This window comes from Streptomyces sp. NPDC048353 (genome assembly GCF_055587165.1).
The window spans coordinates 712,663-726,121 of the sequence record NZ_JBVJGU010000004.1; the positions used below are offsets into that span (position 1 = coordinate 712,663).

The 13,459-nt window shown below is 74.2% G+C and carries 5 protein-coding genes; 1 reads left to right on the top strand and 4 read right to left on the bottom strand.

Annotation, left to right across the window (positions count from 1 at the left end):
* Positions 1 to 102 precede the first annotated feature (102 nt).
* The 3 genes from ACZ6RC_RS18340 to ACZ6RC_RS18350 all read right to left on the bottom strand — a co-directional run bounded on the left by ACZ6RC_RS18340 (position 103) and on the right by ACZ6RC_RS18350 (position 9,177).
* Complete coding sequence (locus tag ACZ6RC_RS18340; protein WP_469584182.1) at positions 103 to 930, bottom strand: thioesterase II family protein; 828 nt, start codon at positions 928 to 930, stop codon at positions 103 to 105.
* Positions 927 to 7,379, bottom strand: a complete 6,453-nt coding sequence (locus ACZ6RC_RS18345) for an amino acid adenylation domain-containing protein (protein ID WP_469584185.1) — start codon at positions 7,377 to 7,379, stop codon at positions 927 to 929. Before ACZ6RC_RS18345 ends, ACZ6RC_RS18340 begins: the two co-directional genes overlap by 4 nt.
* Positions 7,380 to 7,677: 298 nt before the next feature.
* Positions 7,678 to 9,177: a helix-turn-helix domain-containing protein gene (locus tag ACZ6RC_RS18350; protein ID WP_469584189.1), complete on the bottom strand. Its 1,500-nt coding sequence runs from the start codon at positions 9,175 to 9,177 to the stop codon at positions 7,678 to 7,680.
* Positions 9,178 to 9,485: 308 nt separating this feature from the next.
* Between ACZ6RC_RS18350 and ACZ6RC_RS18355 the strand changes: the two genes are divergently transcribed.
* Positions 9,486 to 9,671, top strand: a complete 186-nt coding sequence (locus tag ACZ6RC_RS18355) for a hypothetical protein (RefSeq protein WP_391136815.1) — start codon at positions 9,486 to 9,488, stop codon at positions 9,669 to 9,671.
* Between the two features lie 137 nt (positions 9,672 to 9,808).
* Here the strand turns inward: ACZ6RC_RS18355 and ACZ6RC_RS18360 are convergent, their stop codons facing one another.
* Positions 9,809 to 13,336 carry an AfsR/SARP family transcriptional regulator gene (locus ACZ6RC_RS18360; RefSeq protein ID WP_469584193.1) on the bottom strand — a complete coding sequence of 1,176 codons (3,528 nt, stop codon included), beginning with the start codon at positions 13,334 to 13,336 and terminating at the stop codon, positions 9,809 to 9,811.
* Between the last annotated feature and the right edge of the window lie 123 nt (positions 13,337 to 13,459).

A 13,459-nucleotide genomic window follows, 5' to 3' on the forward strand; every position in this document is an offset into this window, starting at 1 on the left:
CCGACGGCGTGCGGGACGGGCGCGGAAGCGGGTACGGAGGGAGTACGGGCCGGGCCCGGGAACGGGCCCCGGTCGGGCGGCGCGGCGGAGGCGGAAACGGCGTCACACGGCGGTGGTCGCGAGCGCCGCCGCGACGGGCGGGGCGCTCGCGGCGGTCCGTTCGCCACCGTCCAGGACACCGCCGAGCAGGGCGAAGAAGCCCGGGAGCTGCTGCTGGAAGTAGAAGTGGCCGCCGGGCAGGACGTGCGCGGCGAAGCCGGCCTCGGTGATCTCGGCCCACCGGTCGAGCGCCGCCACCGGCACCACCGGATCGGCGTCCCCGCCGATCACGGTGACCGGGCAGGAGACCCGGGCGTCCTCGACGGGGCAGCGGTACACGTCGTCGATGGCGAAGTCGGCTCGGATGGACGGGATGATGATCTCGCGCAGCTCGGGCTCGTCGAGGATGCCGTCGTCCGTCCCGCCCCGCTCCTTGATCGCGGCGACGAGCTGGTCGTCGTCGAGCCGCTCGGGGTACACGGCGCTGGGGTTCTCCAGGAACGGCGCCCGGCAGGCCGAGGCCACCAGGGCGCGCGGCGCCCGGCCGGCGGCGGTGAGCAGCCGGGCCACCTCGAAGGCGACGAGCGAGCCCATGCTGTGCCCGAGGACCACCAGATCCTCGCCCAGGTCGGCGGGGAGCGCCGCCGCCACCGGGCCGGCCAGGTCGGCGATGGTCCGGGGCAGGTCCTCGGCGAAGCGGGCGCCCCGGCCCGGGTACTGTCCGATCAAGAGCCGTACGTCCTGCGGCAGATGGGCCCGCCACTCGGCGTAGGCGTGGGCGTTGCCGCCCGCGTGCGGCAGCACGAGCAGCGCGGTCCGCTGCGGGGCCTCGCCGGGCAGGTCCCAGACGATGTCGTCGGCGTGGGGGAGGGGCGCGGTCCGGTCGGTCATGAGGTGATCCGTTCCTGGTCGGTGCGGCGGCGCAGGGCGGGCCTGGCGCGGCGCGGCTTCGGGGTGGTCGTCGCCGCCCGCGCGGACCGGTCATCGAGGTACGCGGCCAGCCGGGCGGGCGTGGGGTTCTGGAACACGTCGCGGAGGGTGAGGCGCAGGTCGAGCGCGGAGCCCAGGCGGTTGGTGAGCCGGGCGGCGAGCAGCGAGTGCCCGCCGAGGTCGAAGAAGTCGTCGTCGAGGGAGACGGGCGCGGACGTGCCGAGCGCCTCGGCGAACGCCGTGCACAGGGTCCGCTCCAGCGCCGTACTCGGTTCCCGCCCCTCCCCGCCGGCACCGGCGCCGGCGTGCGGTGCGGGCAGGGCGCGTTTGTCGATCTTGCCGTTGGGGGTGAGGGGGAGGCGGTCGAGCGGTACGACGAAGGCCGGGACCATGTGGTCGGGCAGCCGTTCCCGCAGCCACAGCCGTACCTCCGCCGACGACGGCTGCCCGGTCGCCGGGTCGGAGGCGACGACGTAGGCGATCAGCTGCGCGGTGCCGTGGCGGTCCGGTCGGGTGGTCACGGTGGCTTGGGTGAGGTGGGGGTGGGTGGTGAGGAGGGTTTCGATTTCGGTGGGTTCGATGCGGAAGCCGCGGATTTTGATCTGTGTGTCGGTGCGGCCTGTGTAGTGGAGGTTGCCGTGGGTGTCCCAGTGGGCGTGGTCGCCGGTGCGGTAGAGGCGGGTGCCGGGGGGTCCGTAGGGGTGGGGGATGAAGCGGGTGGCGGTGGTGGTGGGTTGGGCGAGGTAGCCGTGGGCGATGCCGTGTCCGGCGAGGTAGAGCTCGCCGGTGGTGCCGGGGGGTACGGGTCGGAGGTGGTTGTCGAGGACGTAGGCCTGCTTGTTGACCAGCGGACGCCCGATGGGCACCGAGGGCAGCGCGGGAGCCGCCGGGGCCGGGTCCAGGGTGTACGTGGTCGTGAAGCCCATCGATTCGGCCGGACCGTAGCCGTTGACGATCCGCAGTTCGGGGAAGCGCTCGTGCAGCCGTCGCGTGTGCGTCGGGGAGGCGGGTTCGCCGCCGGTGTGGACGGTGTGGGTGGTGGTGAAGGTGTCGGGGTGTTCGTCGGTGAGGTAGTTGAAGAGGCTGGAGGAGAGTTGGAGCATCGTGACGCGGTGGCGGGGGGCGAGGTCGGCGATGAGGGCGGGTTCGGGTCGTTGTCCGGGTTGGAGGACGGTGGTTCCGCCGTGGAGGAGGGCGCCCCAGAATTCGAGGGAGAAGGCGTCCCAGGAGACGGGGGAGCACTGGAGGAAGACTTCGTCGGGGCCGAAGGCGCAGTGGGTCTGGTGGGTGAGGGTGGAGGTGAGGTTGCGGTGCGTGGAGAGGATCCCCTTGGGGCGCCCGGTCGATCCGGACGTGAACATCACGCACGCCGGGTCCTGCGGTCCGGGCCGCACCGGCAGACCGGTCCGCGGCTGCCCGGACATATCCGTCTCGTCCAGCGCGACCGCCGCCCACGGACCGGCCAGCCGTCCGTTCTGCCCGCCCGTCGTCACGAGGGTGGTGAGGCCGGCGTCGGTGGCGGTGCCGGTGAGGCGTTCGTCGGGGAACTCGGGGTCGAGCAGGGCGTATGCGGCGCCGGTCTTCAGCACGGCGAGGATGGCGACGGCCAGGTCGGGGGAGCGGTCGAGGAGGATGCCGGCCAGGTCTCCGCGGCCCAGGCCGGTGGTCGTACGCAGGTGGTGGGCCAGCCGGTTGGCGCGGGCGTCGAGCTGACCGTAAGAAAGCCGGTCCTCGCCGAAGATCACCGCGGTCGCGTCCGGGCGTGACCGGGCCTGTTCCTCGAAGCGCTCGGTCAGCGGCCTGTCGTCCGCCTCGACGTCCCGTATCCCCGCCCACTCGCCCAGCACCTGGAGCAGTTCACGGTCCGCCATCGGCTCCAGCTCGGACACCCGGAGGCGAGGAGCCGACACGGCCTGCTCCAGGACGCGGTGCAGCACGCCGACCATCCGCTCGACCGTCGCCCGCTCGAAGACGTCCGCGCTGAAGAGCACCGTGCCCGCCAGACCGTCCGCGCCGGGGCCGCCGTCCGCCGCACCGGTGCGCAGCAGGAACTCCAGGTCGAACTTGACCGCGCCGGTCACCACCGGCTCGGCCGCGCCCGCCCGCACCCCCGGGAAGTCCGGGGCCGGCGCCGGGCCGCGCTCCACCGCAAGGCACACCTGGAACAGCGGATGCCGGGCCAGCGAACGCACCGGGTTGACGGCCTCCAGGACGAGATCGAAGGGCACGTCCTGGTGCGCGAACGCGTCGAGGTCCGTCGTCCGCACGCGGCGCAGCAGCTCCCGGAACTCCGGATCGCCCGAGGTGTCCGTACGCAGCACCAGCGTGTTCACGAAGAACCCCACAAGACCGGTCAGATGCTCCTCCGAACGCCCCGCCACGGGCGACCCGAGCGGGATGTCGGTGCCCGCGCCGAGCCGGGTCAGCGTGGCCGCGAGCGCCGCCTGCACGACCATGAACGGCGTGCACCGCTCCCTCCGGGCCAACTCCGACACCTGACGGCCCAGTTCGGGACCGAAGTCGACCTCCACGGCCCCGCCGCGCTGCCCGGCCACCGGAGGCCGTGGCCGGTCGTGGACCAGCCCCAGCTCCTCCGGCAGCCCGGCCAGGGCCTCACGCCAGTACGCCAGTTGCTCGTCCAGCACGGGTCCTGCGGACGCGGACCGCTCCCACAGCGCGTGGTCGGCGTACGCGAGCGGCAGCGGCGGCCAGTCCGGCTGCCGGCCGGACCGCTGGGCCGCATAGGCCTCGGACAGGTCCGCGAACAGCGGGCTCAAGGACTGCCCGTCCGTGGCGATGTGGTGGAGCAGCACCAGCAGGACGGCCGACGCGGGTCCGGTACGCAGTACGGTCACCCGCAGCGGCGCCTCGGCCGCCAGGTCGAAGACGTGCCCGGCCGCCGCCCGCACCGCCGCGTCCACCTCCTCCGGGGCGACCTCGCGGACCGTGAACGACACGTCTCCGGCCGGATCCACCACCTGGTGGGGCTCGCCGTCCGTGACGGCGATCCGGGTCCGCAGCGGTTCGTGACGCTCCGCCAGGTCGCGGAACGCGGCGCGCAGCGCGGTCACGTCCAGCGGCCCGTCGAGCCGGACCGCCATCGGCACGTTGTACGCCGTACCGCCCGCCTCCAGCCCGTTCACCAGCCACAAACGCTGCTGCGCGAAGGAGAGCGGCAGCCGCTCCGGCCGCCGGCCCGGGGCGGTTCGCGGCGGCAGCGCGGCGCGCTTCCCGGTCCGGTCGGCGAGGTGCGCGGCCAGCCGGGCCGGGGTGGAGTGGCCGAAGACCTCACGCAGACCCAGCCGGGCGTCCAGGGCCGAGGCGAGCCGGTTCGCCAGCCGGGCGGCGAGCAGCGAATGCCCGCCGAGCTCGAAGAAGTCGGCGTCCGCCGACGGAGCCCCGGCCAGGCCCAGGACCTCGGCGAACTCGGCGCAGACGATCTCCTCCAACGGGGTGCGCGGCGGCCGCCCCCGATCCGACGCGTCCGGAGCGGTGGGCTCCGGCAACGCCCGCTTGTCGATCTTGCCGTTGGGGGTGAGGGGGAGGCGGTCGAGCGGTACGACGAACGCCGGGACCATGTGGTCGGGCAGCCGCTCCCGCAGCCACGCCCGGACGGCGGCCGGCTCCGGCACGAGCCCGTCCGGCCCGGCCGTCACGTACGCGGTCAGCCGCCCTTCCCCGTACGTCACGGTGGCTTGGGTGAGGTGGGGGTGGGTGGTGAGGAGGGTCTCGATCTCGGTGGGTTCGATGCGGAAGCCGCGGATCTTGATCTGTGTGTCGGTGCGGCCGGTGTAGTGGAGGTTGCCGTGGGTGTCCCAGTGGGCGTGGTCGCCGGTGCGGTAGAGGCGGGTGCCGGGGGGTCCGTAGGGGTGGGGGATGAAGCGGGTGGCGGTGGTGGTGGGTTGGGCGAGGTAGCCGTGGGCGATGCCGTGTCCGGCGAGGTAGAGCTCGCCGGTGGTGCCGGGGGGCACGGGTCGGAGGTGGTCGTCGAGGACGTAGGCCTGCTTGTTGACCAGCGGACGCCCGATGGAGACGGTCGGCGGCACCTCGCCCCCGCTTCGGGGGACGGTGTGGGTGGTCGTGAACCCCATGGACTCGGCCGGACCGTAGCCATTGACCACGGTGATGTGCGGCCAGGCGTCCTGGAGGGCCCGGATGTGCGTCGGGGAGGCGGGTTCGCCGCCGGTGTGGACGGTGTGGGTGGTGGTGAAGGTGTCGGGGTGTTCGTCGGTGAGGTAGTTGAAGAGGCTGGAGGAGAGCTGGAGCATCGTGACGCGGTGGCGGGGGGCGAGGTCGGCGATGAGGGCGGGTTCGGGTCGTTGTCCGGGGTGGAGGACGGTGGTTCCGCCGTGGAGGAGGGCGCCCCAGAATTCGAGGGAGAAGGCGTCCCAGGAGACGGGGGAGCACTGGAGGAAGACTTCGTCGGGGCCGAAGGCGCAGTGGGTCTGGTGGGTGAGGGTGGAGGTGAGATTGCGGTGGGTGGAGAGGATCCCCTTGGGGCGCCCGGTCGATCCGGACGTGAACATCACGCACGCCGGGTCGTCCACCGTCAGCGTCACCCCGAGCCCCGACGCGGGCCTCGCGGCGATCTCCACCCCCTCCGCGTCGGTGCGTACGGTCGACCACCGCCCCGACACCCGCTCGGCGTACCCGGCGGTCGTCACGAGGGTGGTGAGGCCGGCGTCGGTGGCGGTGCCGGTGAGGCGTTCGTCGGGGAACTCGGGGTCGAGCAGGGCGTATGCGGCGCCGGTCTTCAGCACGGCGAGGATGGCGACGGCCAAGTCGGGGGAGCGGTCCAGGAGGATGCCGGCCAGGTCTCCGCGGCCGAGGCCGGTGGTCGTACGCAGGTGGTGGGCCAGCCGGTTGGCGCCAGCGTCGAGCTGAGCGTAGGAGAGCCGGTCCTCGCCGAAGATCACCGCCGTGGCGCCCGGGCGTGACCGGGCCTGTTCCTCGAACCGCTCGGTTAGCGGCCTGTCATCCGCCTCGAAGTCCCGTACCCCCGCCCACTCGCCCAGCACCTGCCGGGACTCGTCCAGGTCCAGCAACTCCACCTCGGCCAGGGGGCGTTCCGGGGTGGCCAGTACGGTGCCGACGAAGCGGACGAAGCGGTCCTGGTGCGCGGCCACCGTGGCCGTGTCGCAGGTCTCCGGCGACGCGTCGAAGTCGATCCGCAGCCCGTCCTCGGGGCCCAGGTCGTAGACCGCCACCGCCAGGTCCTCCACCGGCCCGTTCCCCAGATTGTGCTGGGTGGTGGGCACACCGAAGAACCGCATGCCGGGCGCGAACGCCATGATGTTCACCTGCGGGGAGGCGGAAGGCCTGCCCGTCATGCCGACCCCTTCGGTGCGCGCGGGCGTGGCGGCCGACCGGCCGGGCTCCGCTGCGCCGCCCATCTCCTCGAACCGGGTCCGCTGCCGGCGCAGGCCCTGCCGGGTCTCGCTCACGACGGACTTCAGCAGATCGGCCAGCGTCGCCGTGGCCGGCACGGGCAGCCGCAGCGGGATGATGTTGGACGCCATACCCGGGGTGCGCCGGGCCGGTTCGGTGGTCCGGGCGGTCACCGGCAGGGCGAGCGTCAACTCGTCCTCGCCGCTCCCCGAGGCCCGTCGCACATACGCGGCGACCAGCGCGATCACCATCATCGTCCACGGCGCCCGGTGGGCGCGGGCGGTCTCCCGGAGCCGCTGGGCGTACGGAGCGGGCAGCGTCACCGTCCGCCGGACGAACGGCAGGGACCCCTCGGGGACGGGCTCGGAGCGGCCGCCGCCGATCCGCGGGGACGGCGCCATGCCGGCCAGTCGCTCCCGCCAGTACGCCCGGTCCGCCACGGCGTCCTCGGACGCCCGGTAGGCGGTGTCCTCGGCCAGCAGCTCGGCGAGCGAACCGAAGGGGCTCGGGCCCCACGGCTCCCCGGCCTCGGCCTGTGCGTACAGCTCGACCAGCCGGGCGTCGAGCAGGGCGAGACCCGCTCCGTCGATCACCAGATGGTGGAAGCCGTGGAAGTAGAACCACAGCTCCTCACCGGCCTTCACCAGCGCGTGGCGGGTCAGCCAGTCCGAGGCCAGATCGAAGGGCCGGGCCAGTTCGGCCTCCATCCAGGCCCGCGCGGCGGCGGCCGGATCGTCGGCGCCCCTCACGTCCACCTGCGTCAGTTCCTGGTCGCCGGGCTCGGCGTGCAGCTCCTGCCAGGGGCCGTCCTCGTCGGCGCCGATGCCCCGGATCCGCAGGGCGTCGGTCTCCACGACCAGTTGCCGGAAGGCGGCCCTGACCAGCTCCGGATCGACCGGCCCCCGCATCTCCCGGTACTCGCCGACGTTGTAGCGGCGGCCGGAGGGGTCCAGCGCGTGGGCCAGCCAGATGTCGCGCTGGGCCGCCGACAGGGGCAGCCGTACAGACGCCTTGGGGGACATGCGGGCGCTCCTCGGGGGACGGGGTGGGCACGACGGAGGTCGGTACGACGAGAGGCGGTACGAAGGAACGCGGCCGGGACCCGACGCTGTTGCCGGGACCGAGCCTGGCTCCGGGCCGAGCCCGGCCGCCGAGTCGGGCCTGGCCCCGGACCGAACCCGGCCGCCGTGACCGAACCCGGCCGCCGTGACCGAATCAGGCCGCCGGTTCCGGCCGGGTGGCCGGCCCTTCCGGCGTACGCCCATCCAATCCGCGCCGCCCGGTCCGGGGCGGCAGTTCTTCCGGTGCTTCAGGAGCAGTTCAGACGGCGGCAGTTGCCTGCGGCGCGGACACTGCCGCAGCGGGCAGCAGCGCGCGTACGAGCGGGGGCACCCGGAAACGGGAGGCGCCCTCCTCGTGGGCCGCCCGCACCAGGCCCGACAGGAGCAGCTCGCGCAGCAGCCGACCGCACTCGGGCAGGCTGCGACCGGTCAGCGCCGCCAGCGCGGGGAGCGCCACACCCGCGTCGGCGACTCCCGCACCGGCACCCGCACCGACGCCCTGGGCCGACGTGGTGGTGCACAGCGCCGTCAGCAGGGCGCGCTGCTCGGCCGGCAACCGGTCGACACGGTCCCCCAGCGATGCGCGCAGACGGTCGTCCCGTCCCCCGAGATGGTCCAGGAACGCCGCCGGGTCCGCTTCCAACGTGTCGCACAGCGCCGCCAGGTCGGAGACGACCAGCCAGGACGCGGCGGCGGACAGCGCGCCCGGGTGCCCGTCCAGAAGGCGGCAGATCCGCACCGCCCGCTCCCTGTCGGCGACGGCCGAGGCCGCCGGTCCGGGCCGGACCCTCCGTACCTGATCCAGGAACATCCGTACGGCGGGCTCCCGCTCCTCACCGAGTCCCCCCGGCCGCCCGGGCTGCCCGGAGCCACCGCTCACGCCCCCGCCGCCCGCCTCCCCGGCACCGCGCGCGCCGCCCTCGGCGACGGGGGGCGCGGGCAGGGGGCACAGCAGGAAGAGCCGCTCGCCAGGGGCCTGCCAGGGTTCGTCCGAGGTCACCAGAAGACGCAGCCCCGGCACCTCGTGCAGCAGCCGGGTCAGCCGGTCGAACCGCGGCGCTCCGGCCGGCGCCCCGTCCAGCACCAGCAGCACCGGACCCTCCCCGAGCATGACCGGACCTTCACCGCCCAGGCCCGCCGGCCCCTCGGCGGGGCGCCCCGCCGCCGCCCCCGTACGCGGGTCGCGGCCGGGCTCGTCCCCGTACAGCCCGGACACCCACCGCTCGGTGAGTTCCGTCCAGGGCCCCGGAGCGGTGGGTACGTACTCGCGGGCCGCACCGGGAAAGGCGTGCCACAGGACCGGCATCCCGGAACCGTGCAGCGCCGAGGCCACCGCCAGCGCCACCCGGGTCTTGCCGACGCCGGGGAGCCCCACCAGATGGGTGAGACGCTCGGCGCCGTCCGGCGAGAGTTCCCGGACCAGGGTCTCCGTCTCCGTGCTCCGGCCGAGCAGCGGCTGGGGGGCGTCCGGCGGCGCCGGGGGGCCCGCGGTGACGCCGACGGCCCTGCCGAGCTGGGCGGCCTCCTCCAGGGCGGCCCGGGCCCGCGGCCCGAGGCGCAGCGCGTCCGCCATCAGCCGCACGGTGTCCGTGCGGGGCCGTCTCGCCCGGCCGTGCTCCAGGTCGCGGATCGCCCGGACGCTGATGGTCGACAGGTCGGCGAGTTCCCGCTGCGTCAGGCCTGTCCGCAACCGGTGCGCACGTATCAGCGCGCCGACCTGCGTGTCCTGGACGGAACCGGCCGTGAGGGCGGAGTTCATGCGTGCTCCTGGGGGGTGTGAGGAGTGACAGGTCCCATCCTCGGGAGCCGGCTATCGCGCCCCCATCGCCCTGCCGTCCACCGAGCCGCTCACCGGCACCGCGCGGTCGACCCGGGCCGCGGCACCGCTATCACGGGGGAGCGGTCGACCCACCACCCCGGCTATCCCCGGATGCCCGGCGTGGCGGCGTGATAGCTGCGTGATAGGAGCGGGGCCGGTCCGGGGATTCCGGCCGTTCCTAGCGTGGTGCCCACGAAGAAGGAGACGCCCCGCAGCCCGGCGGGACGCCCCTACCGAAGGGAAAAACCATGGCTCTCGCCCACGCCCTCCGCGCCGCCGTCGTCACCGTCGCCCTCGCGGGTGCCGCTCTGCTCGGCGCCCAGGCGGCCCTGGCCGACGAGGGCACCCCGACGGGCGGGACCACCGGCTCCTCCTCGACGCAGCAGACCACGCCGACCCCGACCCCCTCCAGCGACAACAACCCCTGGGACTGACCGGCCGGCGGTCCACCCCGCCCGGCCCCTGACCGCCCGCACCCGCCCCCACGGCCCAGCCGCCGCACCTGGCCCTAGCGCCCCACCGGCCCTACCGCCCCACCGTTGATCCGCCCCGCGACGCCCCGCCCCGCCGCTCAGCCGCGAGCCAGCAGCCGCTGTGCCTCCGCGAGTTCCGGTTCCATCCGGCGGTCCTGGAACGCCCGCACCGCACTGTGCAGCAGTTCTCGCGACCGGCTCCGGTCACCCGGGCCGTCGTCCGCTTCGAGCAGCCGCGCGAGGTCCAGCCGGACCATGGCCGCTCCGCCCTGGTCCATGATCTGCTCCCGGATGGTCAGCGCACGGTCGAGGCAGTCCCGAGCCGCCGCCGTCTGCCCCATCCCGGCGTGCGCCAGGCCGAGATCGCGCAGCAGATGCCCTTCCCCGATCACGTCCCCGCTGTCCCGGCACAGCTCGAGGACCTCCGTGAACGTCCCCACCGCCCGGCTCAGTTCGCCCTGCCGCTGCTGCAACTGCCCCGCCCTGCGCAGGGTCCTGGCCTGACCGCCGGTGTACCCGACCGACCGGTAGATGCCCAGGGCTTCGTCCAGCCGGCTCTGCGCCGCCGCACTCTGCCCCCGCAGCATCCAGATCTGCGCGCTCTGGGTGAGCACGATCGCCCGGCCCACCACGTCACCGGCGAGGTCGAAATCCCGCAGGGCACGGTCGTACAGCTCCAAGGCCTGGTGCTCACGGCCGCGGAAACGTTCCAGCAACGCCAGGTCGCGATGACACAGGGCGAGTCCCTGCCGGTCCTCGATCTCCGTGAAGAGCCCGAGCGCCGTGGTCAGCGCCGCCCGGGACTCCTCGTGCTGGCTGCGGCTGAGATAGAGCGAGCCCAGCGACGCCAGGACGGCGGCGCTGCCCCGCTTGTTCCCAGCGGACCGGGCGGCGCCCAGGGCCACCTGGTGCGTGCGCTCCCAGTGGTCGAGATAGCCGCGCGTCTCGAAGAGCGTGACCAGGGTGGTCGTCAGGTCCCAGCACACCTCGTCGAGCTGCTCGGCCGCCGCGTGCTCCACCGCCTGCACCAGGTTCGCGTGCTCGCTGTCCAGCCACTCCAGGGGATCGGCGAGCAGCTCGTCCACATGGTCCGCGGGCGGGAGCCAGCGCGGCGCCGAACCGTGCAGCACGGTGAAGTCGCCGCCGTAGATCCGCCGGTGGGCCTCTTCGGCCAGCGCCATCCAGCCGCCCATCATCCGCCGCAGCGCCGCCGACTGGGTGGCCGGATCGTCGTGCGCGGTGAGCTGCTCCCGGGCGAACACCCGGATGATCTCGTGGAAGCGGTACCGGAACCCTCCGGTGGACTCCATCCCCACCACGTCCAGCATCTGGACGTCGACGAGCGGTTCCAGCAGGTCCGAGGGGTAGGGACGGCGGTCGTCGAGGAGGGCGCCGGCCAGCCAGCCGGGCAGGCTCGGCCCGCGGGCGAGGCTGAGCAGCCGCAGGAGCCGGCGGTCGTCGGAGCCCAGCCCGTCGTGGGTCAGCGACAGGCTCGCCCGCATCGTCATCTCGCCGTGCGTCAACTCGTCCAGCCGGTGCCGCTCGTTGGCCAGCCGGTGCACCATCGAGGCGAGGGTCCAGTGCGGACGGGCCGCCAGCCGGGCCGCGACGATCCGCAGGGCCAGCGGCAGCCCGCCCACGGTCCGGATGAGCGCCTCGGCCGCGACCCGTTCGCCCTCCACCCGCTCCTCGCCGATCACCCGGACGAGGAGCTCCATGGCCTCTTCCGTGCCGAGGACGTCCAGCTCCACGCGGTGTGCGCCGGGCAGCCCGGTCATCCGGACCCGACTGGTGACCAGCACCGCGCAGCTCCCGGCGCCCGGCAGCAGGGGACGGACCTGGCTCTCGGACGCGGCGTCGTCCAGGACGACCAGCACCCGGCGGGACCCGAGCAGCGTGCGGTACATCTCCGCCCGCTCGTCCAGGGAGTCGGGGATGACGGGACCGGGGATGCCGAGGGCGCGGAGGAACCGGCCGAGGACCTCGGCCGCGGTCGCCGGGGCACCGCTGGTGCCGCGCAGGTCGCAGTAGAGCTGCCCGTCGGTGAAGTGCTTCTCGCCCGCCTGGTGGGCGATGTGCGTGGCCAGGGTGGACTTGCCGGTGCCCGGCTTGCCCACGATGACGACGAGGCCGACGGCCCGGCGCTCGCCGGTGCCCAGGAGCGTCTTCTCGATGACCGCGATCCGCCCCTGGTGCCCGACGAAGTCGGCCGTGTCGGCGGGGAGCTGGCGCGGCACGTCGGCGGGGGACGCCGGCACCGGAGCCCCGGCAGCGACGCCGGTGGCCGAGTGACGCGGGGCCGACTCCCGTACGGAATCCCGTACGGGCTCTCTTACGGGCTCTCTTACGGGCTCTCTTACGGGATCCCTTCCGGGCTCGCGTACGGAGGAGGCCGCGGGAGCGCCGGTCAGGCGTGCGACCTCGCCGTCGGAACCCGGCCCACCCGGGCCGCCATGACCGGCCGGCGCGGCGACGGCCCCGGTGCCGTGGCCCGTACCGGTTTCCGTACGAACGTCGGCACCGGCACCCGTACGGTCGGCCGCGTCGAGCCCCCCGCCCCGCCCGGACCCGACGGAACCCGACCCGAATCCGGAACCCGACCCGTCCCCGGACCCGGACCCGAGCGTAAAGCCGAACCCCGACCCGGATCCGAGCACGAAGCCCGGCCCCGAGCCGCGCGCGAACCCGCCCGCGGAGCCCGGAGCCGCGACTGCGACGGCCGGTGCCGAGACGCCGGAGCCCTGGATCCGGCTTCCCGCGCCCGCCGACCCCTCCCGTGGGACGGTCCCGTCGGCGGCGGCCCGGTCGGAAGACGGGCCCGGTCCCGGGTTCGTCGCGGGACGGGCCCGGCCGGCCGCGCCCGGCCCCGCGAGCCGGGGCGGCGGGACCTCGCCGGCGAGGATCGCCGACTCCAGGTGCCGCAGCTCCTCGCCCGGTTCGAGCCCCAGCTCGTCCACCAGGAGCTGTCTGCCGACGCGGTAGACGTCCAGGGCCTCGGCCTGGCGCCCCGAGCGGTACAGCGCCAGCATCAGCCGGCCGCGCAGCCGCTCCCGTAGGGGATGCTCGTGGACCAGCAGCTGGATCTCCCCGACCAGCTGATGGTGCCGCCCTAACTCCAGCTCCAGATCGATCCGGTTCTCGGCGGCCGTCAACCGCTCCTCGTCCAACTGTCGGGCCTTGCTGCGCAGCGTCTCGCTGGAGATCCCGCTCAGGCAGTCCCCCTGCCACAAGGCGCCCGCGCCCCGCAGCAGTTCCACCGCCTCGGCCGCGCCGCCGGGCTGCTTGCCGCGCAGCCGGGCGTCGGCGATCCACCGGCCGAACAGGACCGCGTCGACCGAGCCGTCCTCCGTCTTGAGGACGTAACCGGGCGGCCGGGTGGTGATGGCCGCGGCCACCTCCTCCTTGCCGAACAGCTTCCGCAGGCGGGAGACACAGATCTGCACCTGCGTCCGGGCGGTGTCCGGCGGCTCGTCCTCCCAGATGAGATCCACCAGATAGTCGGTGCTGACGACCCGGTTCGCCTCCAGCAGGAGGGCGGCCAGGATGACTTCCTGACGCCCGGGCGGAATGCGCACCTGCCCGTTCGGACTGTGCACATGGAGCGGTCCGAGGATCCGGAAGGCCACGGTCTCAGGAGCGAAAGGTCTCCCGCCGGGCGGTACGTCCACTGTTTCTCCCCGCAAGGAACACGCCCCAACCCAACAGACAAGCAGCGAAAACGACCCGAAAGACGCGTGTGCGGAGGTCAG

Excerpts from the sequence above, each read along its gene's own strand:
- ACZ6RC_RS18340 (WP_469584182.1), bottom strand. The coding sequence starts at position 930 with ATGACCGACCGGACCGCGCCCCTCCCCCACGCCGACGACATCGTCTGG.
- ACZ6RC_RS18345 (WP_469584185.1), bottom strand. The coding sequence starts at position 7,379 with ATGTCCCCCAAGGCGTCTGTACGGCTGCCCCTGTCGGCGGCCCAGCGC.
- ACZ6RC_RS18350 (WP_469584189.1), bottom strand. The coding sequence starts at position 9,177 with ATGAACTCCGCCCTCACGGCCGGTTCCGTCCAGGACACGCAGGTCGGC.
- ACZ6RC_RS18355 (WP_391136815.1), top strand. The coding sequence starts at position 9,486 with ATGGCTCTCGCCCACGCCCTCCGCGCCGCCGTCGTCACCGTCGCCCTC.